The organism is Pseudoduganella umbonata (genome assembly GCF_014192225.1).
Lineage (GTDB): Bacteria > Pseudomonadota > Gammaproteobacteria > Burkholderiales > Burkholderiaceae_D > Rugamonas > Rugamonas umbonata.
The window spans coordinates 715,124-738,696 of the sequence record NZ_JACHXS010000003.1 but is presented as its reverse complement, the minus strand read 5'-3'; the positions used below and the strand labels follow the sequence as shown (position 1 = coordinate 738,696).

The following is a 23,573-nucleotide window of genomic DNA, read 5'->3' as shown; positions in this document are numbered from 1 at the left end:
GCCTTGCTTACTGGTACCGGTAGTCGAGGCGCACGCCGTAGGTACGCGGCGCGCCCGGCACCGACATGCCGAAGCTGTCGATCGTGGCAGGGGCGATCTTGTTGCCCAGGTTGTGCGCATAGGCGGCCACCGACCACGGCGCATCGTCCGGCCGCCACGCCAGCGTGGCATCCACCGTCGACATGGCCGGGATGCGGTACTGCACCAGCCGCGATGGCACGCCGATCATGTAGGCCGCGCTGCGGCGCGCATTGACGCCGGCACGCACTTCGTGGCCGGCCAGCCGCACGCGGCGTTCATAGCCGGCGGACAGCACGTGCGACGGCGCACGGTCGAGCTTGCGGCCGTCCCACGACTGCACGCCGTCCGGCGTGTACGACACATAATGCGCATCGAGCAGCGTCAGGCCATACGTGAAACGGTCATCGGCCGTGGCCTGCACCTTGCCGTCCAGCTCCAGGCCGCGCACGCTGGCGACACCGGCGTTGGTGGTGATGAAGCGTGGCGCGCCGGCGATGATCGCATTGCCGGACAGTTGCAGGTTGGTGTAGTCGTACTTGAACGCGGCCACGTTCAGGCTGGCCCGCTTGTTCCAGAAGCGCGTCTTGGCACCCAGTTCGAGGGCCTTCAGCGTCTCCGGCTGGTAGTACAGGAAACCCGGGGTGAACGCGGTCGCCGCCGGGCAGGCCACGCCCAGCGTGATGCCGGCCACGCAGCCGTCGTTGAAGCCGCCCGCCTTGTAGCCGGTGGACAGCGTGCCGTACACGAAGGTCGACGGGGCCAGGTCGTAGTCGAGACCCAGGCGCCAGGTGCGCTTGTCCGTCTCGATCAGCGCCGCATTCGGCAACTGGAAGTCGGTGGCCGGGTTGAATACGGGACCCTGCTGGAAGCTGGTGGCGCCGACGCGCGATTTTTCATCCTGGGTGTAGCGCAGGCCGGCGGTGGCGCGCAGCTGCCCGGTGACGCGCCAGGTGAGCTGGCCGAATGCGGCGCGGCTCTTCGCCAGGGTGGGATCGGAAGGGTAGGCGTAGTAAGGCGGCAAGCCGATCGGCATCAGGTCGCGGAACGCGTAGTTCGAATGCGAGCGCTCGTCGAACCAGTACAGGCCGGCCTGGGCGGACAGGGCGCCGGTGCCGTTGCTGGCCACGCGTACTTCGTGCGAATCCTGGCGCTGCCCGCCGGTGTAGACCTGGCGCACGCCCAGCGTCGTCGCCGGCGTCACGCGGTAGATGTAGTTGGTCAGGAAGTCCAGGTCGAACTCGCGGTGCGCGCCCAGGTAGTACAGCGTGGCCGGCCCCAGGTTCCACGTGAATTCGGCACCGATGCCGGAAGTACGGCTGCGCGCCCAGCCCTGTTCCGGCACCATGTTCGGCGGCACGAAGCGGTTCGTCAGCCGGTCGCCGGCCGATGCGCCGTACCAGACGGGGTTGCCGCTGTCGGCATTGCGGAAGAAGTTGTTGTCGGAGACGAAGCTGTCCGCGTTGTAGTGGTTGCTGGAGTGGTCGGCGCGCAGCAGCAGCGACGCCGCCGGCCCCAGCGTGGCCTTGGCCGAGAGCCGGACGCTGCGGCTGTCGGCATCCTGGCCCAGCGTGTGCCGCGTGCCCTGGCCGTTGCGCAGGTAGGAGTCGTGGCGGTCGACGGCGACGGCGGCGCGCAGCGCCAGCCAGTCGGCGACGGGCACGTTCAGCATGCCGTTCGCCTTGCGGCTGCCGTAGTTGCCGGCATCGGCACCGAATTCCGCTTCCAGCACGCGCGTGGGCGCGCGCGAGATCACATTGATGACGCCGGCCGTGGTATTGCGGCCGTACAGCGTGCCCTGCGGGCCGCGCAGCACTTCGATGCGGTCGACGTCCAGCAGCAGGCCGTTCTGGTTCTGCGGGCGGGCGATATAGATCCCGTCGAGCATGAAGGCGGCGGACGGGTCGCCCTTGTCGGTGGCGTCCGAATTGGACACGCCGCGGATCGTGATGCGCAGGCCGTCCGCGGCACCGTCGAGGTGCACGTTGGGCAGGCGCTTGGCCAGTTCGGCCGGGCTGTCGAAGCCCGCTTCGCGCAGCGCCTCGCCGGACAGCACGCTCATGGCGACCGGGGTTTTCGATTCCAGCGACGCGGTACGCTGCGCGGTGACGACGACTTCCTGGATTGGCCCGTCCGTGGCCTGCGCATGCGCGGCACTGGAACAGGCTGCGGCCACCAGGGCGGCCAGCAAGGTGGGGTAACCCCGATGATGTTGCATTGCTTCTCTTTCAGGTAGGACACGCCGCGCTTTTCTCAGTATCGAATTGTTAATTTTTATGCGCGGCGAGGTGAAATCAACCTGCGAGTCTATCAGTTCGGCCTGTAGAGTAATAGTGAATTACTCTAGAGCAAATGATCAGATCGGCCAGACTGTCGCTGCCGAGCCACGCGCCGCGGCGGGTTGTCCGCCTGTCATGGCGTCGTCACAACAAGTCATTACCATTCGGCACAGTTTTCAATCAGTTAACTTTGACCGAAAGATACCGATGCGCCAGCCTTCGTACCACCCACGCTTGAAACCCCTCTGCCTGTCGTTGCTGACGGTGCTGCCCGCGCTGGCATTCGGTGCCGATCCCGCAGCACCCGACCCTGCCGGCGCGCCGCCGATGGCGATCGTCGAGGTGACAGGCACGGGCCAGTCGCGCCAGGTGCAGAACATCACCCGCGCCGACCTGCAGCAGGCGGCCCCCGGCACCAGCCCGCTGAAGACCCTGGAAAAACTGCCCGGCGTCAGCTTCCAGTCGGCCGACCCGTTCGGCAGCTACGAGTGGTCGACGCGCTTCTCGATCCGCGGCTTCAACCAGAACCAGCTGGGCTTCACGCTGGACGACATCCCGCTGGGCGACATGAGCTACGGGAACAACAACGGCCTGCACATTTCCCGCGCGATCTCGTCCGAAAACATCGGCCGCGTCGCCGTGTCGCAGGGTGCCGGCGCACTGGGCACCGCGTCGACCAACAACCTGGGCGGCACCGTGCAGTTCGTCACGCTGGGCCCGGCGAACGAGGCGGGCGTGACGGCCGCGCAAACGCTGGGCAGCGACGACACGGCGCGCACCTTCGTGCGCTTCGACAGCGGCGAATTCGCCGGCGGCACGAAGTTCTATATCAGCGGCACGCGTATGCGGTCCGAAAAATGGAAGGGAGCCGGCCCGCAGGACCAGGACCAGTTCAACAGCAGGATCGAGCGCCGCATCGGCGAGCACACGCTGTCGGCCTTCTTCAACTACTCGGACCGCCGCGAAGTCGACTACCAGGACCTGTCGCACGAAATGGCGCGGCGCCTGGGCATGGACTGGGACAACTACTACCCGGACTGGCAGCGCGCCGTGAACGCGGCAAAAGGCATCTACAGCGGCGCGGTCAACAGCCTGGACGACGCCTACTACCTGGGCCAGGGCCTGCGCAAGGACAAGCTGGCCGGCGCCACGCTGGACCTGCAACTGACGCCGGCACTCGCCGCCAAGGTCACCGGCTACCACCACGGCAACGAAGGCCAGGGCCACTGGTACACGCCGTACACGCCGACGTCGGCGGAAGTGCCGATCTCGATCCGCACCACCGAATACACGATCAGCCGCAACGGCGTGCTGGGCGACGTGACGTGGGAGCTGGGCATGCACACGCTGAACGCGGGCTTCTGGGCCGAGCGCAACAAGCACATGCTGACCCGGAACTTCTACGCCGCGACGGACGGCCGCTACATCGACGACTTCCTGCGCGGCCCGATGAGCACCGGTTTCCTGCAGTCGTTCGTCACCGATACCCGGCAGTTCTACGTGCAGGACACCATCGCGCTGCTGGACGGCCGCCTGAAGATCAACGCCGGTTTCAAGAGCCCGAAGGTGGAGATCGACGCGCACACCTTCATCGGCGACCGGGCCGACGGCACGATCACGGCGAAGAAGACGTTCCTGCCGCAGGTGGGCGTGACGTACCAGCTGTCGCGCAGCGACGAGCTGTTCGCGTCGGGCGCCAAGAACATGCGCTCGTACCAGCCCGGCGTGAACGGCCCGTTCTCGCAGACCCGCGCCGGCTATGCGCTGTCGATCGGCGAACTGAAACCGGAAACCTCGACCACGTTCGACGTGGGCATGCGCTTCAAGCGCGATGCTGTGCAAGGGTCGGTCGCTGTTTACTACGCCAAGTTCGACGACCGCCAGATGGGCATCGCCACCTGCGCCGGCATCGTCGGCTGCGCCGGCACGATCGTCAACGTGGGCAAGGTGGAAACCCGCGGCCTGGAAGCGCTGGCCGTGTGGAAGATCGCCCCGTCGCTGTCGTGGTTCAACACGTTCACGTACAACGATTCCACCTACGAATCGAACTACACGGACAATGGCCGGCTGGTGGCGGTGAAGGGCAAGCAGGTCGTCGACGCGCCGAAGAAGATGTTCAACACGGAGCTGGCGTACGACGCCAACGGCTTCTTCGCCCGCCTCGGCGCGAAGTACACGGACAAGCGCTACTACACCTACCTGAACGACAACTCGGTGCCGTCGTACGTGGTGGCCAACCTGTCCGGCGGCTACCGGCTCGGTTCCGCCGGCATGCTGAAGGACCTGACCCTGCAGGTGAACGTGACGAACCTGTTCGACAGGAGCTACTTCGGCACCATCGGTTCGAACGGCTTCGCGGCCTCGGACGTGCAGGGCACGTCGATGACGCTGATGTCCGGCGCGCCGCGGCAGGTGTTCTTCACGCTGTCGGGCAAGCTGTAGGCGGCAGGGGCTTCGGCCACCGGGCCGGGTGCTGGAAGTTGCCTGCGCCCGGCACCGTTGCCACTGTCCCATACTGCCGAGTGCATTAAACCGACAAAATTATGTTGATGACGTTTTGACACCTTCTTCTGCGCGAGAATGGCTGACGGCAGCCGCCGCGGCCTTTCTTCCACAGACAAGGAGCTCAGCCATGTCATCACGCCTGTTCCAAGCGTTGTCCGGTATCGCTTTCGCCATGCCGCTGCTGGCCGGCGCCGCGGCGCCGCCCGGCCTCCACTTCAACATCACAGCGCCTCCATTCCCGCAATTGGTCCATGACATCAGCATGAACAATGCGGGCGACTTTGCCGGGTACCACTCCACCGTCTTCCCTGGCGGCGGCGGAGAATATACCGGCTTCTGGTTCGACCGGAACGGCACCTTCCGCAACCTGGACTTCATCGACCCCACGGCCCAGTTGATACTGGCCGCGATCAATGACAATGGCGGCGTCACGGGCCGCCTGCTGCCCGCCGACGGCTCCGCCGAGCGGGCGTTCTTCGCCAGGACCGGAGGAACGCCTCCGGTCGAGATCGCGCCGGCACCGGGCATGTCCTCGTTCACGTCGAACGCCCTCAGCAACACGAATGCCCAGGGCGGCTGGCATGTGGCGGGTTCGGGGTTAACGCCCGAGGGCTATCACGCGGCCCGCTGGACCGTGGACGGTACGCCGGCACAGAACGCCACGATGGTGGACCTCGGCACGCTGGGCGGGGCCGGAAGCATCGGTCTCGACGTCAACGCGCGGGGCACGGTGGTCGGCAGGGCGGACACGGCAAACGGCGAGCAGCATGCCTTCATCCATGAGAACGGCATCATGCGCAACCTCGACCAGGTTTCCGGATCCGGCCTGACCTACAGCCGTGCCGTGGCGATCAACGAAGAGGGCACGGTCATCGGGCAAACCTCCGACATGGGCGCGCGGGCCATCATCTATGGACCCGACGGCGTGACCTACATCGGCGAACGGGGCAGGGGCTCCACTTACGCCAACGACATCAACAATCACGGCTGGATCGCCGGCCAGTCCATCGTGCATACGCGCGAAAGGGGCTTCGTGTACATCGATGGGGAGATGATCTACCTGGATACGCTGGTCGGGCCGAGCCCCGGGCAAATCTACAATGCGCTGGCCATCAGCGACAGCAATGAAATCCTCGTCTATGGGTGCCTGCTGGGGTGGCCGGGGTGCGGCCATTTCCTGCTGACGCCCGTACCGGAGCCGGCCGCCTGGGCCCTCTGGCTGGCCGGCCTGCCGGCGGTGGCTGCCGTGGCGCGCAGGCGGGCCCGGCGCCGGCAGGAGCCCAGGGCGGCATGATGGCCGGGCAGTTTGCTTTTATGGCAAGGCGCGGCTAAGCTGGCACCCGCCTTGTCAACCCGATTCCCATTCTGCCAGCGATGCCAGTGACTACCTTGCAATCCATGGGGCGGAACGCCCTGTTCGCAGCCGCTGCATTCTTCTCCCTCGGGACACCTGCACACGCCGGGCGGGTGCTCGAGGAGCACACCATCGCGATCGACGGCCAGCCGGGCCGGTATTTCCGGCTGCACGACACCGAAGCGAAGCAGGGCGCGCAGGTCATCGTCGTCGTCAGCGGCTCCGGCTGCGCGCAATTCGGTTCGCGCCTGCCGTATTTCTTCGAGAAATACCCGGCGCCGGTGGATGTCTACCATCTCGAGAAGCCGCATGTCGGCAAGGGAGCGACCGGCCAGCCCGGCACCTGTTCGCCGCAGTACGAACAGGCCGACAACCTGCAGCGCCGGGTGCGCGACACGCTGGCATTCCTGGACCGGCAGCCGGTGCTGGCGGCGGCGGGGCCGAGGTCGATTGCGCTGGTCGGATTTTCCGAAGGGGGCCGCATCGCGCCGGTCGTGGCGGGCCGCAGCGGCAAGGCCGGCTGGCTGGCGGTGGCGGGCAGCGGCGGCATGCGGCAGTCCGACGAGTTCCTCGTATTCGCGGACCGTGGCGTGGCGCCGTATGCGGATCCCTATTCCAGGGCACTGCTGGAGAAGCAGTTCGCCGACATCGCCGCGCATCCCGCCGCGCTGGACAAGTCCTTCCTGGGGCATCCGTATGCGTATTGGAGCTCCCACCTGTTCAATGACCCGCTGCCCGACTTCGCCAGGCTCGACATCCCCGTCGTGGCGGCGATGGGCGAGAAGGATGAAAGCGTCCCCATCGAGTCGGGCCGGGCGCTGAGGGATTTCTACGCCCGCCACCCGCACAAGCCGTTCCGGTTCATCGAGTACGAAGGCGCCAGCCACGGCCTGCAGCGCGGCGACAGGCGGCACGTGCAGGACTTCGTGGCCGGCCTGACCCGGTGGTTCAGGAACGATCCGCGCGCGTTCGACGAGACGCAAGCCCGTCCGTAACCCGTCAATCTCCGTGCACGGCGATCATGAAGCCCGACTTCGGGATCGCCGGCAGGCGGGTCATGTCCAGTGCCAGGTCCTGGGGCGGCACCTCGTAGCCCATGCCGCCGGCCAGCCAGCGGGCGGCGCGCTGCATCAGTTCCAGCGTGATCCACTCGCCGGGGCAGCGGTGCCCGGTGGCCGCGTTGCCGCCGCCCTGCGGCACGAAAGAGAACGGATTGTCGTTCCAGGTCGCGAACCGCTCGGGCTGGAAGCGCAGCGGTTCCTGCCATGCGCGGGGATCGTGGTTGGTGCCGTGCAAGTCCAGCATTACGCGGCGCCCCTTCGGGAAGTGCCAGCCCTGCCAGTCGAAATCCTGCCGCACGCGCGCCACCGCGGCGGGGAAGAACGGGTAGAAACGCCGTACTTCCTGGGCGAACCAGCCGGCATAGCGGCCATCGGTATCGTCCCGCAACGGCGCACGGCAGGCGGGAAACGCGTGCAGCGCAAGTGCTTCGTGCACGATATAGACGGCCACCGCCACGGTCGGCCGCAGCACGTTCAGCAATTCCACCGCGGCCGTGCGGGCATCGAGCCGCCGGCCGTCGGCGTCCACATGGCGGGCCACCGCGTAGGCGGCACTGTCGGGTGGTACCGCCAGCTGCCCGGCGCGGATGCGCTCGATGACGCCGCCGCACCATTGCTGCGCGCGAAAACGCGCATAGCGGCTGAACCAGTGCCATGGGCCCACGGCGCCCGCCAGGTCGAACAGCGCCGACAGCTGCTTTGTCCGCAGCGGCACCTCGGCTTCGGCTAACGGCACGCCGGCCCACCGGCAGACCGCGCGCGTCAGCACTTCGCGCACTGCCGCATACAGTTCCACCCGCGGCGCGGCGGCCCAGCGGTGCATCGCCGCCCGCCAAGTTTCGTCGAACAGGTCGCCGAGCTCGCCGATGCGCGACGGGGTCATCAGGTTCATGAACATGGCCTTGCGGACACCGTGCGCCGCATCGTCCATTGCCTGCACGCCGCCGCGGCCGAACAGCGTGGCCTGCAGCCGCATCGGCGCGGCGCCCTTGCGCATGAAGCGCTGCGGGTCGTAGAACAGTTGCGCGGCTTGCGGGCCGGTAATGCAGATGGTTCGCTGCAGCAGGATGCGGGTCTGGAAGGCGTCGCTGCCGAGGCGTTCGCACTGGCTGCGGAGATAGCCGTAAGGATCCCGCTTCAGTGCCAGCGTCGCGTCGAGCCGCCCGTCGCGCGGCAACGCGCGGCTGGCCGGGGCGGCGGTGGAATGGGCGTTTGTCTTCATCGGCGCTCCTCGTGATGGCCGGCGTGACCGGCGGAGAGTCAAAAGCTTAGCAGCGGCGGCGGGGCGGGCGGCGCACCGATCCGGAAGGAAACCCGCATCGCGCGGAACGCGCCATGGCGGGGGCCCGGAACGCTGCACCGGGCGCCCAGGCACGCAGCGCAAGCCGCGCCGCGGCGCTGGGTTATATTGAACGATCCATCATCTGCGAGGAGAAACCCGATGCCCCTGGTCCGGATCGATATCAGGAAAAACCCCGATCCTTCGTATGCCCGAAAGCTCGGCAATGTGGTGTATGAAGCGTTGAAAGCCACGATCGGCGTACCCGATCGCGACAACTTCCAGGTGCTGAACGAGCATGACGAGGACCACTTCGTCTACGACCCGGCATACCTCGGCATCGAACGCACCGATGGGCTGGTGTTCATCCAGATCACCATCAGCGAAGGCCGCACGGTGGAGCAGAAGAAGCTGCTCTACAAGAGCATCGCCGACGGCCTCGGTGTCGAGGCGGGCGTGCGGCCGGAAGACGTGTTTATCAACCTGATCGAGGTGAAGAAGGAAAACTGGTCGTTCGGGAACGGGGTCGCGCAGTACGTCACCTGAAACCGGCCGGATGGCTGTCGCCGGCGCGCTGCCTGATGCCTGATGCTTGATGCCTGATGCCTGATGCCTGATGCCTGATGCCTGAGACGTGAGGCGTGAGGCGTGAGGCATGAGGCGACGCTCAGGCGGAAGGCCCGGCCACCTCGACCTTGCCGAAGAAGCCATATTGCAGGCTGGCGGCGATGCGCTTCGCCACCACCAGCAGCTCGTCCGCCACCGGTGGCTCGAACAGGCGGCGCGCGGTGGCGTCGAACAGGTCGAGCCAGCGCCGGAAATGCTCGGGCGTGACGCCTTCGAGTGTCATGTGCTTGCCGTAGACATTGCCCTGGAAAGCAGGGGTTCCCGGCGTGCGGCCCAGCATCACGTCGCTCCAGAAGGCCACCATGCGGGCCAGGTGGGCGTCCCAGTCGTCGCCGATGCGGGGACCGAACACGGCGGCCAGCAGCGGCTCGCGCCGCACGTCGGCATAGAATTCGTGGACCAGGCGGGTCAGCGAGGCTGGATCGGCGGCGGCGTACATGGCTGGGCGAAAAATGCGCTGGAAACCATCATTATAGGAGCCCGGAGCACGTAGAATGGCGGATTCTCCGCCGCCGCCATGACTCTTTCCCCGAACTCCCCCCGTCCCCATATCTTCACGCTCGCGTGGCCCCTGCTCGTCGAACTCGTCCTCGCTGTCGCCATCGGCGTCGCCGGCACGTGGCTGGCGTCGCACCTGTCCGACACGGCCGGTGCCGCGTTCGCGATCGCGCACAATATTTCCGTCACCTTGTTCCTGCTGTTCCGTATCGTCGGTTCCGGCGTCGGCGTGGTCATCACGCAAAGCCTCGGGGCAGGGCAGCGGGACGGCGCCCACCGGGTGGCGCTGGCCTCGGTCGGCGCCAGCACCTGGATCGGCGTCGTCACGGCGCTGGTGGCGCTGTTCGGCGCCGGGCCGCTTCTGGAGCTGCTGCAGACGCCGGCCGACGTGTTCCCGCTGGCGGCGCCGTTCCTGATGGCGCTGGCGCCCGCGCTGCTGTTCGATGCGTGGAACGCGTCGATGGCGGCCGTGATGCGCGCCCACCTGCGCACCCGCGACACCCTGCTCGTGCTGGTGGCCATGCATACCACGCACGTGGTGCTGGCGGTGCCGCTGATGCAGGGCTGGGGGCCGGTGCCGGCGCTGGGCCTGCCGGGCTTCGCGCTTGCGCTGACGGTCAGCCGCGCGCTCGGCCTGGTGCTGCACCTGGTGCTGTGGCGCCAGCACCTCGGCCTTGTCACCCGCGCCGCGGACTGGTGGCACCTGCCGCGCCGCGAGCTGGCCGAGGTGCTGCACATCGGCATTCCGGCGGCGGCCGAGAACATCGCGTGGCGGCTGGCGTTCATGGCCGCGATGGCGGCCGCCGGCACGCTGGGCGCGGCGGCACTGGCCACGCATGCCTACGTGCAGCAGATCGGCGCCATGGTGATCGTGTTCAGCCTGGCCACCGCGTTCGCCGTGGAAATCATGGTCGGCCACATGGTCGGCGCCGGCGAACTGGGCGCTGCGCACCGGCTGGTGCGCAGCGCGCTGGGGCGGGGACTCGTCATCAGCGGCGTGGTGGCGGGCGGCGTCGCGCTGGCCGGGCCCTGGCTGCTGGGTGCGTTCACGAACGACCCGGCGATCGTCGCCGAAGGGTGCAAGCTGCTGTGGATCGGTGTGCTGGTGGAACTGGGGCGCACGTTCAACCTGGTGGTCATCAACGCGCTGCGCGCCGCCGGCGACGTGCGCTTCCCCGTGATGGCGGGCGCCGCGTCGATGGCGCTGGTGCTGGCCGGCGGCAGCTGGGTGCTGGGCATCCATTTCGGCTTCGGCCTGGCCGGCCTGTACATCGCCTTCGCCGCGGACGAGTGGATCCGCGGCCTGATCATGTGGCGGCGCTGGGCCGTGCAGGCCTGGGTGCCGCACGCCCGCGCCGCCCGGCGCCGGCTGCGCGATCGCTGAGCGCCCGGCCGCCGTTACGCCGATCAGAAATTGATGCGCAGCTTGGCCGAATAGCGCGGACCGGACGAGAACCAGGCGCGGCCCTTCATGCCGATGTGCTGCTGCATCACCTGCCGGAAGATGGCGTCGGTCAGGTTGGTGCCCTCCAGCCCGAACGTGGCGTGCTCGTTGATCTTGTAGAACAGCGACGCATCGACCTGGCCGTACTGGTCGGTCCACACCGGCAGGCTCCAGTTCAGGTTGCGCTGGCCGAAGGTCGGGCTGGCCGGGTTGGTGTCGAGCGCCTGGCCGCCGCGCGTGCCGCTGGCCGTCAGCAGGCTTTTCGAGCGCCACGCGTACGCCACGCGGGCCGACCATGGTCCCTTGTCGTACATGAACGCCAGGTTGGCGGCGCGCCGCGACAAACCCTCGAGCGGCAGGTTGCCGAAGGTGCGGCCATCGGTGTCGCAGCCGTTCAGCGCCATGTTCAGGTTGGACTGGGTGCTGCCGCCCGAGCAGTATTCCTGGTAGACCGGGTTGTACAGCTCCTTCTTGCTGTCGACGAAGGTGAAGTTGGCCTGCACGCCGAAGCCGGACAGCCAGCCGGGCAGCATGTCGAAGTACTGCTGGTAAGCCATTTCGACGCCGCGCGCGTGGCCCTTGGCGCCGTTGACGGGCGAGTCGACGATGAATTCCTGTGGCCGGCCGGACGTGTCGTTCACCGTGAAGCTGTTCAGCTGCTTGATGATGATGTCCTTCAGGTCCTTGTTGAACAGCGCCACCGTGAACGAGCCCACCTGCGACCAGTAATATTCGGCCGTCAGGTCGAGCTGCTTCGACGACACGGGTTTCAGGTACGGATTGCCGGACGCCGTGCCGGTCAGGTTGTTGCTCGACACGATGATCTGCCTGGTTGCCTCGTCGCGCTCGGCCGTGATCGACTGGCTCAGGCTCGTGTAGCCCTGCAGCTGCGAGAAGTCCGGCCGTGAGATACCTTTTGAAAATGCCAGGCGCAGTTGCAGCCGGTCGCTGACCTTCATGCGCAGGTTCAGGCTGGGCAGCACATTGCCGTAGCTGTGGTCGTAATCGCGCGCTTCGGCATACGCGGGAATCCGCGGCACCGCCGGGCCGATGACCGCGTAGCCCTCCGGGATCAGGTTCGCCGGTGGCGTGAAGGCGGTGTAGCCGGCCGCGGTCATGTTCGTCCTGACGTAGCGGATGCCGATATTGCCGTCCACCGGATAGCGCAGGTCGTCCCAGCCGAAGCGCAGCTGGGTGTACAGCGCCTTGGTCTTTTCGTTCTGGCGGTTCACGCCGGCCGGATCGGTGCCCCAGGCAGCCGGCTTCCATGGCTCGCAGGTGGAGCCGAATTCCGCGCACAGCACCTCGTGGTAGCTGTGCAGTTTCGCATAGCTGCCGGGGTAGCCGGTGGTCAGCGCCACGTCCGGGAACAGCATCGGCGGCGGCGCCGGCGCATCGCCGTTGAAGTAGTTGGGGAAGGTGCGCACCGAGGCGCCACCGGCAAAGCGCGGATCGCCCAGCGAGGCCAGCTGGCCGATCTGCGAACCCAGCATCCACGGTTCGGAGACGGCCGCCCAGTTGTAGCTGGGATTCGAGTTCGTGTTGAGCGAATCGCGGTCGGTCAGCCGTATGCCGAAGCGCACGTCGCGCAGCACGGGGTGGTCGAACGCGTATTTCGCATCGGTACGCCACGCCGTCTCGTTGGCCACGCTGGCATCCCGGTGCTCCATCGTGAAATCCCAGAAATAATTGTTGGGGTTTACCAGGAAGGCACGGTCGCTGTCGTCGAACGTGATGTGCGGCACGCGGCCGGTCAGGTCCAGCCGTTCCTTGGGCACCAGGATGCCGGTGGCGATCGTCGAATCGAACGCCTCGGTGCGGGCGCGGATGCGCTGCACGTCGGCCGACAGCGTCCATGCCGGGCTGGGGCGCCACTCGACGTTCCACGCCAGGTCGGTGGTGGACGATTCGCGGTCCGCCGAGCGTGTGTCGTTGCCGAAGTTGATGCCGGTCGAGTTGGGCGTTTCCAGCGTGCCGGTCAGCATCACGCCGTTGGCGTCGTACACCGTGTCGGCGCTGGGCGTGACCCGGTACGGCTCGGCCGAGGCGAACACCGCGTTCTCATCCCAGTGGATCTTGTACTTCGACTTGAAATAGGTGAGGGAGCTGCGCAGGTCGTTGTTCAGTTTCCACTGCAGTGCGCCATAGATGCCGTCGCGTTCGCGGTCGTATGTCATGGTGCGCCACTGGGCCGCCTTGGGCACCCACACCCGGCCGCCGGGTCTCACGTCGTCGCGCGGGAAGTAGGCGTCGACCTGGAAACCGTCGGTGCGCACCTTGCTGTTGGACGAGGCCACGTCGATCAGCGCGCCGAACTCGCCCAGGCCGGTCTTCCACCGGCTGGACACGAGCACGGAACCGCTCGGGCGGTCGCGGTCCTTGCGCAGCTCCGAATAGGTGGTGTCGAGCGAGGCGCCGAACTTGAAGCCCTTGAAGTCGAACGGCATCGCGGTGCGCAGGTTGACCAGGCCGCCGACCGCGCCTTCGACCTGCTCGGCGGAGGGGCTCTTGTACACGTCCACGCCGGCCATCAGCTCGGGCGGCACATCCTCGAAGTTGAGCGCCCGGCCGCCGTTGGCGGAAAAGGAATCGCGCCCGTTCAGCTCCGAGCGCACGTAGTTCAGCCCGCGGATCGACACGCCGGAGCCTTCGACCGAGAAATGCTCGTCGTCGCCCTTGGCCAGCATGCGGTCGATCGTTACGCCGACGACCCGCTGCAGTACCTCCGTGACCGATTTGTCCGGCAGCTTGCCGATGTCTTCGGCGACGATCGAATCGACGATCTCGTCCGAGTTCTGCTTGATCTTCTGCGCCGAGTTGAGCGCCGCGCGCTGCCCGGTGACGGTGACGACGGCGGCGGCCGGCGCCTGTGCTTCGCTGCCGGCGGCGGTGTCCTGCGCCCAGGCGGCGCCGGACATCATGGCCAGTTGCGCGACGGCGATGGCGATCGCGCGCTTCCTCAGCTGTTTCCTCATTCCCATGGTGCGTCTCCAGATCGTGGTTGTTGTTCGCGTTATTGGTGACTTGTATTCTATTTATAAAAATCCAAAGCCATGGGAATCATCTGGTGGTTTGCAAACGTTTTCAATTATGAGAACGACGAAACCACACAATGAAATTTGCAAGGGCGCTAACGCGATCGACGGCCGGAATGGCCGTCAGGAGGAGGCGGGGCAGCAGGGAAAAAGAGAGGCAGGACGACAGGACGGCTGGACGACAGCTGGCGCGCGCTAGCCGGCCGCCAGCGGCAGCGTGACCGTGAAGGTCGCGCCCTTGCCCGGCCCGCCACTGGCGCCTTCGATGGCGCCGCCATGCGCGCTGACCAGGCTGCGCGCCAGCGCCAGGCCGAGTCCCAGGCCGCCCTGCGAGCGGGCGATGCTCTGGTCGGCCTGGGCGAACACGTCGAAGGCCCGTTCCAGGAAGTCGGCACTCATGCCCACGCCGTTGTCGCGCACCGTCACCACCGTGGTGCTGCCGCCGAGCGCCAGCACGACGTCGATGCTGCCGCCGTCCGGCGTGTATTTCACCGCGTTGTTGAGCAGGTTGGCAACCACCTGCACGAGACGTTTCTCGTCGCCGTCGACCCAGGCCTGCGCATCGGGCAGCGCCACCGCCAGCCGGTGGCCGCGGCGGTCGGCCAGCGGGCGTACCTGCTCGAGCGCGGCGGCGATCACGGCGGCCATGTCGCAGCGCCGCTTTTCCAGCCGCACCAGGCCGCGCTTCACGCGCGACACGTCGAGCAGGTCGTCGACCAGGCCGGCCATGTGGCGTACCTGCCGGCCGATGACGGCGCTGGCCATCGATACCTTGGCCGCATCGGCGCCGGCCACCGCCAGCACCTGGGCGGCGGCGCCGATCGGCGCAAGCGGGTTGCGCAGTTCGTGCGCCAGCATGGCGAGGAACTCGTCCTTGCGGGCATCGGCCTCGCGCAGTGCCTGTTCGGAGCGCTTGTGGGCCGTGATGTCGTAGACGATGCCGAGCAGGCGCCAGCCGGACGCCTGGTCGTCGCTGTAGCGGCTGCCGTGGGCGGCCACCCAGCGTTCCTTGCCGTCCGGACCGACCAGCCGGCATTCGTCGCGCCATGGCCGGTTCGCCGCCACGGCGGCGCGGAAGCTCTCGCCCAGCCGGGGCAGGTCGTCCGGGTGGATGCGCTCCCTGACCTTGGCCAGTTCCCACGCGCCGTCGGGGGCGTCGCATTCGAGCAGCCGTGCCAGCCGCGCCGAGCCGCTGATGCTGTGCCGCACGGGATCGTAGATCCAGTCGGCGATCTGCGCCGAATCGAGCGTGAACTGCAGCCGCGTGTTGGCCACCCGCAGCGCTTCCTGCGCATGGCGGATATCGGTCACGTCGAGGCAGTTGCCGACCCACTCGACGGCCGCGTCGCCGCTGCGCACGACGGCGCCGCGCGACAGCATGTGGCGGTATTCGCCATCGTGCCGGCGCAGCCGGTAGCTGGCCACGTACGGATGGCCGTGCGTGGAGGCCGATTGCCATGCGGCCGCGGCGGCGGGCCGGTCGTGCGGATGCAGCGCATCCATCCAGCCCGCGCCTTCGTACTCTTCCGGCAACTGGCCGGTGAATGCCGACCAGCTGGGATTCTCGCCGGCGCGCATGCGGTCGCCTTCCATGTGCCAGACCACGGCGGACATCGTCTCGACGAGCGTGCGGTAGCGCGCCTCCTTCGACTGCAGCGTGCGCGCGATGCGGCCCCGCTCCATCGATTCGCGGCAGCGGTCGGCCACCGCCACCAGCAGCGAGACTTCGTCCGTGCGCCAGCGGCGCGGCGTGACGGTGTGCACCGCCATCGCCGACACGAAGCGGCCTTCCTTCAGCACCGGGACGCAGATCGCCGCATAGATGCCGCCCTGGCGGTAGCGTTCCAGCGTGGCGGCGGTGCGCGGATCGGTTTCGGCATCCTCGACCACGAACGGCACGCCCTGCCGCATGGCGGCCAGGCAGGCGGCACCGAAATCGGCGAACCGGCTGCGGCCGGCGATGACGGGCACGCCGGCGTTGTAGTCGCCGGTCAGCTGGTACGTGTCCTCGTCCGCGGCCACGTCGGCGAACGCGCAGCGGTTCACGCGCAGGTGCCGGCCCAGCAGGCCGGCGGCGGCCTGGGCGATGTCGCGCGGGTCGTCCAGGTGCCGGAACATGTCGTCGACCTGCTGCAGCAGCCGGTAGCGGGCGTTGCGCCGCGTCCGTACCCGCGCGCCGTTCAGCGTGGCCTGGATGCGTGCCACGAATGCCTCGGCCGTGCTGCCGGCCAGGTCGATCACGTCGTCGAACTCGACCCGGCCGTCGTCGCAGGCGGGCGACAGCGCCACCATCGCGCAATCCTGCATTGCCGGCAGCACGCGCAGCCGGGCCAGCAGGCCGGGATCGACGGCGGGCGCGCACAGCAGGAGGCGCACGCCGTGCCAGGGCTGGGCGGCGGCCAGGCAGGCGTCGGTCACGGCGCGCACGAAGCACGGCAGCGCGCGCAGCCATTCGCGGGCCTTCGGCGCATGGCCCAGGATCAGGATGTCGGTATCGGTCGTTTCGGCTGTCATGTTGCCCGCTGTATGCCACCACGCGGGCCACATGCGCCGCTGGAGTGCGCATACTACCAGTTGGCACGCCGCTCTTTGTACGTCCGCGTACGTTGGCGATCCGCCCCTTGCGCCTACAATGGCTTATCCACCACTCACGACAGCAACCCGCACGACGATGAACGTACCCCTGCACCCGACCTTGCATCCGACCTTGCACCTGTTTGCGCTGGCTGGCAGCGCACCGTTCGGCCAGCGCGTGGCCCGGCACCTGGGCCTGCCGCTGGCCGCCCACGAGGAGAACGACTTCGACGACGGCGAATACATCGTGCGGGCCCCGTCGGCCGTGCGCGGCGGCCATGCCTGCGTGATCCATTCGCTGGCCGGCGCGCCGGGGCAGGGCAGCGGCGAACGGCTGTGCCGGCTGCTGTTCTTCATCGGCGCGCTGCGCGATGCGGGCGCGGCGCGCATCACTGCCGTGCTGCCGTACGTGGCGTTCGCACGCCAGGACACACGGCACCAGGCCGGCGATCCGCTGACGCTGCGCTACGTGGCCACGCTGCTGGAGGCGGCCGGCGCCGACACCGTGCTGGCGCTGGACGTGCACAACCTTGCCGCATTCCAGAACGCCTTCCGCTGCCGCACCGAGCACCTGGACGGCAGTGCGCTGTTCGCGGCGCACTTCGCCACCGTGGCCGGCGACGGGGAGGTGTGCGTGGTGGCGCCGGACGGCGGCGGCATCCGCCGTGCCGAGGGCCTGCGGGTGGCGCTGGCCCACGAACTGGGCCGGCCGGTGTCGCTGGCCTTCGTCGAGAAACACCGGCGCGGCCGCGAACTGACGGGCGACCTGATGGCCGGCGACGTGGCCGGCAAGCTGGCCATCGTGTTCGACGACATCATCGGTACCGGCAGCACGATGGCGCGCGCGGTCGAGGCCTGCCGGGAACACGGCGCGGCGCGCGTGATGGCGGCGGCCACGCATGCGGTGTTCGCCGGCGACGCGGCCGGCACGCTGGCCCGCGCCGGGCTCGATGCCGGGGCGGTGGCCGACACCGTGCAGGATGGCGAGCGGGCCGGTCCGCTGTTCACGGTGCTGGACAGCGGCGCGCTGTTTGCCGGGGCGATCCGGGCGTTGCACGACGAGGTGGCCCGGTAAGGGTTTCCGGGGGCGTCGGATGGGGGAACGATGCTGGAAGGTCACGCCGGATACAGCCGCGCGCTTGCCGGCATGACATGGCGGGCCATGCTACGATCACACCAAGAACAACAACAGAAGAACAGGAGTGCATCGTGTCCACACGCCCCTTCGTACCCCCTGAACGGTTCGACGATCCTGCCGCCGCGCTGGCGCGCGTGCAGGAGATCTATGACGGCAGCATCCGCCACCTGCGCGAAAGCCTGCAGCGCTTCGTGGAAGGCGAAACGCCGAGCCACGTGCGCGCCTGCTATCCGTTCGTGCGCGTGCAGACCGAGACGTTCGCGCGCGCCGACACCCGGCTTTCCTACGGCTTCGTCGAAGGCCCCGGCACCTATGAAACCACGCTGACGCGGCCGGACCTGTTCGCGCGCTACTACCTCGAACAATTCCGGCTGCTGCTGAAGAACCACGGCCAGCACAACGTGCAGCTGGAAGTGGGCCTGTCGTCGCAGCCCATCCCGATCCACTTTTCGTTCGCCGAGCACGACCACATCGAGGGCAGCATGAGCGCCGAGCGGCGCGCCATGATGCGCGACGTGTTCGACCTGCCCAACCTGGCGGCGATGGACGACGGCATCGCCAACGGCACCTGCGATCCGGCGCCGGGCGAGGCCCTGCCGCTGTCGCTGTTCACCGGGCCGCGCGTCGACTACTCGCTGCAGCGCCTGCGCCATTACACGGGCACGTCGCCGGAGCACTTCCAGAAGTTCGTGCTGTTTACGAACTACCAGTTCTACATCGACGAATTCGTGCGCCTCGGCCATGCGATCATGAGCCGCGAACCGTCCAGCGACGAGGACAGGTACGTGGCCTTTGTCGAGCCGGGCAACCTGATCACGCGCCGCGCCGGCCAGGAAGCGCGGCCGGGCGAATCGCTGGGCGCGCCGCCGCTGCGCCTGCCGCAGATGCCGGGCTACCACCTCGTGCGCGAGGACGGCAGCGGCATCAGCATGGTCAACATCGGCGTCGGCCCGGCCAATGCCAAGACGATCACCGACCACGTCGCCGTGCTGCGCCCCCATGCGTGGCTGATGCTGGGCCACTGCGCCGGCTTGCGCAACACGCAGCAGCTGGGCGACTACGTGCTGGCCCACGGCTACGTGCGCGAGGATCACGTGCTCGACGAAGACCTGCCGCTGTGGGTGCCGATCCCCGCGCTGGCCGAGGTGCAGGTGGCGATCGAGGGCGCCGTGGCCGAGGTCACGCAGCTGACGGGCCACGACCTGAAGCGCGTGCTGCGCACCGGCACCGTGGCCAGTACCGACAACCGCAACTGGGAACTGCTGCCGCAGCGTACGCCCGAGCGGCGCTTCTCGCAGAGCCGCGCGGTGGCGCTGGACATGGAAAGCGCCACCATCGCCGCCAACGGCTTCCGCTTCCGGGTACCCTACGGCACGCTGCTATGCGTCTCCGACAAGCCGCTGCACGGCGAGATCAAGCTGCCGGGCATGGCCAACCAGTTCTACCGGGACCGGGTCGACCAGCACCTGCGGATCGGCATCCGCGCGCTGGAACTGCTGCGCGCGCTGGGCGTCGACCGGCTGCACAGCCGCAAGCTGCGCAGCTTTGCCGAGGTGGCGTTCCAGTAGCGTTCTGGCGTCATTCAGGCTGTGCGATGCCTGCGTACCAGTCCGCATACGGCGTATTGCCCACCATCCGCCGGTTGAAATCGGGCGCGCCGTCGGTCCACCAGACCGGCCCGCGTTCGCCGAGCGCGCGCTTGGCCTCGTCGACCGCGGCGCGCGCGCTGCGTTCGGCGGCGGCATCGTCCGCCTTTTTCGCGGCGCCGACCTGGCGGCGTGCGTTCATCAGCTGCACCACGAGTTCCTGCCGCACATCCGGGGCGAGGTGCGGATTGCTGGTGCGCCACAGGCGGCCATTGACGACGAAGTAGCGGCCATCCGGCGTCACGGGATATTTATCGGGCTGCTTGTCGGAGATCGCATCGGGCATCGTATCGGGCATCGCATCTGACATTGCATCGTCCATCCTGTCCTGGGATCACTCCATGTCGGGATCGCTAGTCTCCTGGCGCTGCAGCCGCAACTGCGCAAGGATCTCTTCCACGGCATCGATCCGGTAGGGCTTGTAGAGGGAGCGCACGCCGGGCGGCACGTCGTTGCCGAGCGCGCGGCCGCTGACGACCACTACCGGCAGGTCGGGATCGTCGGCCAGGCGCCGCGCCAGTTCCAGGCCGCTCATGCCGGGCAGTTCCACGTCGGTGAATACGGCGCCGATGCCGCCCGCCTGCAGCGACTCGAGCGCCGCTTCGGCGCTGCCGACGCCGGTGGCCTGCCAGCCCAGCGCGATGATCATTTCGCAGGTCAGGTCGCGCAGGTCATCGTTGTCCTCGACCACCAGCACGCGCTGCGGCGCCGGCGGCGGCGGGGGAGGGGTGGACCGCTCATCGAGCACGGCGCGCACCTTGCGGGCCAGCTCGTCGCGGCGGTAGGGCTTGGACAGCAGGTGCGTGCCCGGTTCGAGCTGGCTGCCATGCTGCGCCGCATCCTGCGTGTAGCCGGACGTGAACAGCACGGCGAGGCCGGGCCGCAGCTGCCGCCCCAGGCGTGCCAGCTCGGCCACCGGCAAGCCGCCGGGCATGACGACATCGGTAAACAGCAGGTCCACCGGCCCGGCCGAGCGCAGGATGCCGAGGGCGGCGTCGGCGTCGGCCGCTTCGAGCACCGTGTAGCGCAGGCTGCGCAGCATGGCGCCCACGGTGTCGCGCACGTCGGCGTCGTCGTCCACCAGCAGGATCGTCTCGGTACCGCCGGTCGCCGGCGGCGGCAGGTCCGGCTGCGCCGCTTCCGGGGCGCCGGAACGGGGGAAGTACAGCCGCATCGTGGTGCCCACGCCCACCTCGCTGTCGATGCGGATATGGCCGCCCGTCTGGCGCACGAAGCCGTAGGCCATCGACAGGCCGAGGCCGGTTCCTTCGCCTTCCGGCTTGGTCGTGAAGAAGGGCTCGAACACGCGTTCCTGCACTTCCGGCGGCATGCCGCTGCCGGTATCGGAGACCGCCAGCAGCACATAGTCGCCGGCCACGGCATCCGGCACCGTGGCGGCGTCGTCCTCGTCCAGTACCTGGTTCGACAGTTCGATCGTCAGCCGGCCGTGGCCGGCCATCGCGTCGCGCGCATTGATGGCCAGGTTCAGCACCACGTTCTCCAGCTGGTTCGGATCGGCGCGCGTGTTCCACAGCCCCGGCTCCACGTGCGTGGCCAGTTCCACGCCTTCGCCGAGCGCCCGGTGCAGCAGGTCGCCGATATTGCGCAGCAGCCGCGCCAGGTTGATCACCACCGGCTCCAGGGGCTGGCGCCGGGCGAACGCCAGCAGCTGGCGCGACAGGTTGGCACCCCGCTCGACGGCGGCCAGCGCGCCCGCGAGCCGGCGCGGCGCTTCCGGAGAGCGCGGCGCCATGGCCGCGGCCTGCACGTTGCCGTAGATGACCTGTAGCACATTGTTGAAGTCGTGGGCCACGCCGCCCGTCAGCTTGCCGACCGCTTCCAGCTTGCGGGCGCGCTCCAGCGCCTGCTGGGCCTGTTGCAGGTCGCGCTGGCGCTGGGTCTCGCGCGCCAGCGCCGCGTGCCTTGCCGTCAGGTCACGGATAAAACCATGCAGTACCGGCGCGCCGTCGCTGTCGACGCGCGAACAGGACAGCTCGACGGGCAGCTGCAAGCCTTCGCGGGTGGCGGCCAGCAGCTCGAGCCGGCGGCCACGGCCGTTTTCGAACGCCGCGTCGTCGAACGCCAGCAGGCGGTCCAGCTCCGGCTGCTCGCCGGGAAACAGGTGGCGCAGCGGGCGGCCCAGCGCCTCCGCCACGGTCCAGCCGAAGATGCGCTCGGCCTGCGGATTCCAATAGATGATGTGCCCGGCCGCATCGACGGCCACGAAGGCATCGTTGGCGTTATCGAGAATGCTGACCAGCCGGCTGCGCTCGTTGCGCAGCGTGCCATAGGAGCGCTGCAGGTCGTCGGTGATGCGGCGGGCCAGCTGGCGCGCGCGGTCGCGGCCCTGCGCCAGCAGCCAGACCAGGGTGGCCGACAGCATGCTGACGATGATGCCCGACACGCCGGCCCAGGCAGCCTGCTGCGACGCAAGGCGCTGCTCGAACACCGGATTGCTGCGCACCCGCAGGATCCAGGGACGGCCGGCGATGGCGATCGTGCGCAGCTCGTCCAGGTGCGCGGCGCCCTCCGGGTAGGCGCAGCCATACATGCAGCTCGCCGGATCGGGCGCCGCGTCGTAGACCGTCACGTGCAGGTCGGCTTCGCGCTCGCCGTTCAGGCCCGACATGAAATCGTGCATGCGGAAGGCGCCGTACACCCAGCCACGGAATGCCTGGCGGCGCGCTGCCACGTCGGCCGGCTGGCCGTTCGCACCCGCCGCGTACAGCGGCAGGTACATCAGGAAACCCGGCTGGCCGGCGCCGCTGCCTTCCTGTACCAGGCGCACCCGGCCCGTCAGCGCCGCCGCGCCGCTGTCGCGCGCCCGCGCCATCGCCGTGCGGCGCACCGGTTCGGCAAACATGTCGTAGCCCAGCGCGCGGCGGTTCATCGTGTCCAGCGGTTCGATCATCTCGATGGCGCTGCCCGCATCGCCTCGCGCCATGGCGATGCCCACGCCCTGGATGCCGGGATAGTATTCGCGCAACTGCAGGGTACCGATGAAGGTGCGGAAACCGGCGGCGTCCGGCAGCGGCGGGGCGGCCAGCGCATAGGCCTGGGCACCGCGCAGCACCTGTTCATACGTGGCCATGCGCCGCGCGATGCGCGACTGCAGTTCGCGCACCCGGTAGTCGAATTCGGCCCTGGCTTCGCGGTCGTGCCCGTCGCGCAGGCCGTCCCAGACCAGCGCGGTGGCAGCCAGCCCCGCGCACAGCGCGGCCAGCGCCAGCGCCAGGGGCAGCAGGCGCGCGGCGCGGCCGGGCGGGGGTGGAAGGTAGGCGGACGTCGGCATTTCGCCATCGTACTCCCCCGACCGGCTCGTCAGCGCCCGCTTCTCCACGAGTTGATGCTCTGAGGGAACGTCTTGCGGATGGCCGCCGGCTTTCAGGGTTCCAGGATGCCGCGCCGGATCGCGATGGTGACGGCGTGCGTGCGGTCGCGCGCGCCCAGCTTGCCGAGCACGGTGCTCATGTGTGCTTTCACGGTTTCCTCGGCAATGCCGAGCGCCTGCGCCACGCGCTTGTTGGAATTGCCGTCGGCAACCAGGCCGAGGACCTCGGTTTCGCGGGCGGACAGCGCATCGGCATCGATATGGGCCGCCAGTTCGATGGCGATCTCGGGCGGGATGTGGCGCTGGCCGGCATACACCTTGCCGATCGCGTCGGCCAGTTCGGTGCGCAGCATGCTTTTCAACAGGTAGCCCATCGCGCCTGCCTTCAGCGCGCGCAGCACCTGCACGTCGCCCTTGTAGGTGGTCAGCACGATGATGCGGGCCTGCGGGGCGATCTCGCGGATCGCCACGATCGCGTCGAGCCCGTTCATCACCGGCATCTGCAGGTCCATCAGCACCACGTCGGGCTGGTGGCGCACGTACTGTTCCAGTGCCTCGCGGCCGTCGCCCGCCTCGGCCACCAGTTCGAAGCGCCCGCCGATCGACAGCACGGCGGCGATCCCTTCGCGCATCAGTGGATGATCGTCCACCACCATCACGCGCACCGGCGCGCCACCCAAGCTATCCCGCATGCTGCCGCTCCCGCTGAAAAAGCGCATCTTACACCCGGCAGGCGGGGCCGATAGCCCCCGATCGAGGGAGGTTCCCCTTTCGGGGGATGGCC

The 23,573-nt window shown here is 68.4% G+C and carries 15 protein-coding genes; 7 read left to right on the top strand and 8 right to left on the bottom strand.

Annotated elements, in window-relative coordinates; genetic code table 11:
* Window positions 1-7 precede the first annotated feature (7 nt).
* On the bottom strand, window positions 8-2,236 hold the full coding sequence (locus tag FHS02_RS11830; protein ID WP_137313601.1) for a TonB-dependent receptor: 2,229 nt from the start codon (window positions 2,234-2,236) through the stop codon (window positions 8-10).
* A gap of 295 nt (window positions 2,237-2,531) precedes the next feature.
* Between FHS02_RS11830 and FHS02_RS11825 the strand changes: the two genes are divergently transcribed.
* The 3 genes from FHS02_RS11825 to FHS02_RS11815 all read left to right on the top strand — a co-directional run bounded on the left by FHS02_RS11825 (window position 2,532) and on the right by FHS02_RS11815 (window position 7,151).
* Window positions 2,532-4,739: a TonB-dependent receptor gene (locus tag FHS02_RS11825; protein ID WP_229422595.1), complete on the top strand. Its 2,208-nt coding sequence runs from the start codon at window positions 2,532-2,534 to the stop codon at window positions 4,737-4,739.
* A 190-nt stretch (window positions 4,740-4,929) separates the two neighbouring features.
* Entirely contained in the window at window positions 4,930-6,096 is a 1,167-nt protein-coding gene (locus tag FHS02_RS11820; RefSeq protein WP_175424783.1) for a PEP-CTERM sorting domain-containing protein, read from the top strand.
* A 104-nt stretch (window positions 6,097-6,200) separates the two neighbouring features.
* Complete coding sequence (locus FHS02_RS11815; protein WP_175424782.1) at window positions 6,201-7,151, top strand: alpha/beta fold hydrolase; 951 nt, start codon at window positions 6,201-6,203, stop codon at window positions 7,149-7,151.
* Between the two features lie 4 nt (window positions 7,152-7,155).
* Here FHS02_RS11815 and FHS02_RS11810 read toward each other — a convergent pair whose 3' ends face one another.
* Entirely contained in the window at window positions 7,156-8,439 is a 1,284-nt protein-coding gene (locus FHS02_RS11810; protein WP_137313598.1) for a cytochrome P450, read from the bottom strand.
* A 219-nt stretch (window positions 8,440-8,658) separates the two neighbouring features.
* On the opposite strand from FHS02_RS11810, the gene FHS02_RS11805 reads away from it, so the two are divergent.
* Window positions 8,659-9,042 (top strand): tautomerase family protein, encoded by a 384-nt coding sequence (locus FHS02_RS11805; RefSeq protein ID WP_137313597.1) that lies wholly within the window; start codon window positions 8,659-8,661, stop codon window positions 9,040-9,042.
* A gap of 121 nt (window positions 9,043-9,163) precedes the next feature.
* On the opposite strand, the gene FHS02_RS11800 is transcribed toward FHS02_RS11805, so the two are convergent.
* Complete coding sequence (locus FHS02_RS11800; RefSeq protein ID WP_137313596.1) at window positions 9,164-9,562, bottom strand: group III truncated hemoglobin; 399 nt, start codon at window positions 9,560-9,562, stop codon at window positions 9,164-9,166.
* Between the two features lie 78 nt (window positions 9,563-9,640).
* On the opposite strand from FHS02_RS11800, the gene FHS02_RS11795 reads away from it, so the two are divergent.
* Window positions 9,641-11,005 carry an MATE family efflux transporter gene (locus tag FHS02_RS11795; RefSeq protein WP_137313595.1) on the top strand — a complete coding sequence of 455 codons (1,365 nt, stop codon included), beginning with the start codon at window positions 9,641-9,643 and terminating at the stop codon, window positions 11,003-11,005.
* 23 nt (window positions 11,006-11,028) lie between these two features.
* On the opposite strand, the gene FHS02_RS11790 is transcribed toward FHS02_RS11795, so the two are convergent.
* Together FHS02_RS11790 and FHS02_RS11785 are read right to left on the bottom strand one after the other, a co-directional pair.
* Entirely contained in the window at window positions 11,029-14,046 is a 3,018-nt protein-coding gene (locus FHS02_RS11790) for a TonB-dependent receptor (protein ID WP_307722198.1), read from the bottom strand.
* A gap of 249 nt (window positions 14,047-14,295) precedes the next feature.
* Complete coding sequence (locus FHS02_RS11785) at window positions 14,296-16,614, bottom strand: sensor histidine kinase (RefSeq protein WP_175424781.1); 2,319 nt, start codon at window positions 16,612-16,614, stop codon at window positions 14,296-14,298.
* Between the two features lie 157 nt (window positions 16,615-16,771).
* On the opposite strand from FHS02_RS11785, the gene FHS02_RS11780 reads away from it, so the two are divergent.
* A complete protein-coding gene (locus tag FHS02_RS11780; RefSeq protein ID WP_137313593.1) occupies window positions 16,772-17,749 on the top strand; it encodes a ribose-phosphate diphosphokinase in 978 nt (325 codons plus the stop codon).
* A 131-nt stretch (window positions 17,750-17,880) separates the two neighbouring features.
* The gene (locus tag FHS02_RS11775; protein WP_371861478.1) at window positions 17,881-19,380 is read left to right on the top strand and encodes an AMP nucleosidase; all 1,500 of its coding nucleotides are present in this window, start codon (window positions 17,881-17,883) and stop codon (window positions 19,378-19,380) included.
* 10 nt (window positions 19,381-19,390) lie between these two features.
* Here FHS02_RS11775 and FHS02_RS11770 read toward each other — a convergent pair whose 3' ends face one another.
* The 3 genes from FHS02_RS11770 to FHS02_RS11760 form a co-directional block, all read right to left on the bottom strand.
* A complete protein-coding gene (locus tag FHS02_RS11770) occupies window positions 19,391-19,768 on the bottom strand; it encodes a hypothetical protein (protein ID WP_229422593.1) in 378 nt (125 codons plus the stop codon).
* Window positions 19,769-19,792: 24 nt separating this feature from the next.
* Window positions 19,793-22,750, bottom strand: coding sequence for a CHASE domain-containing protein (locus tag FHS02_RS11765; RefSeq protein WP_137313591.1), 2,958 nt, complete (start codon window positions 22,748-22,750; stop codon window positions 19,793-19,795).
* Between the two features lie 92 nt (window positions 22,751-22,842).
* Window positions 22,843-23,481 carry a response regulator gene (locus FHS02_RS11760; protein ID WP_229422592.1) on the bottom strand — a complete coding sequence of 213 codons (639 nt, stop codon included), beginning with the start codon at window positions 23,479-23,481 and terminating at the stop codon, window positions 22,843-22,845.
* Window positions 23,482-23,573 lie beyond the last annotated feature (92 nt).

Excerpts from the sequence above, each read along its gene's own strand:
- FHS02_RS11830 (WP_137313601.1), bottom strand. The coding sequence starts at position 2,236 with ATGCAACATCATCGGGGTTACCCCACCTTGCTGGCCGCCCTGGTGGCC.
- FHS02_RS11820 (WP_175424783.1), top strand. The coding sequence starts at position 4,930 with ATGTCATCACGCCTGTTCCAAGCGTTGTCCGGTATCGCTTTCGCCATG.
- FHS02_RS11815 (WP_175424782.1), top strand. The coding sequence starts at position 6,201 with ATGGGGCGGAACGCCCTGTTCGCAGCCGCTGCATTCTTCTCCCTCGGG.
- FHS02_RS11810 (WP_137313598.1), bottom strand. The coding sequence starts at position 8,439 with ATGAAGACAAACGCCCATTCCACCGCCGCCCCGGCCAGCCGCGCGTTG.
- FHS02_RS11805 (WP_137313597.1), top strand. The coding sequence starts at position 8,659 with ATGCCCCTGGTCCGGATCGATATCAGGAAAAACCCCGATCCTTCGTAT.
- FHS02_RS11800 (WP_137313596.1), bottom strand. The coding sequence starts at position 9,562 with ATGTACGCCGCCGCCGATCCAGCCTCGCTGACCCGCCTGGTCCACGAA.
- FHS02_RS11795 (WP_137313595.1), top strand. The coding sequence starts at position 9,641 with ATGACTCTTTCCCCGAACTCCCCCCGTCCCCATATCTTCACGCTCGCG.
- FHS02_RS11790 (WP_307722198.1), bottom strand. The coding sequence starts at position 14,046 with ATGGGAATGAGGAAACAGCTGAGGAAGCGCGCGATCGCCATCGCCGTC.
- FHS02_RS11785 (WP_175424781.1), bottom strand. The coding sequence starts at position 16,614 with ATGACAGCCGAAACGACCGATACCGACATCCTGATCCTGGGCCATGCG.
- FHS02_RS11780 (WP_137313593.1), top strand. The coding sequence starts at position 16,772 with ATGAACGTACCCCTGCACCCGACCTTGCATCCGACCTTGCACCTGTTT.
- FHS02_RS11770 (WP_229422593.1), bottom strand. The coding sequence starts at position 19,768 with ATGTCAGATGCGATGCCCGATACGATGCCCGATGCGATCTCCGACAAG.
- FHS02_RS11765 (WP_137313591.1), bottom strand. The coding sequence starts at position 22,750 with ATGCCGACGTCCGCCTACCTTCCACCCCCGCCCGGCCGCGCCGCGCGC.
- FHS02_RS11760 (WP_229422592.1), bottom strand. The coding sequence starts at position 23,481 with ATGCGGGATAGCTTGGGTGGCGCGCCGGTGCGCGTGATGGTGGTGGAC.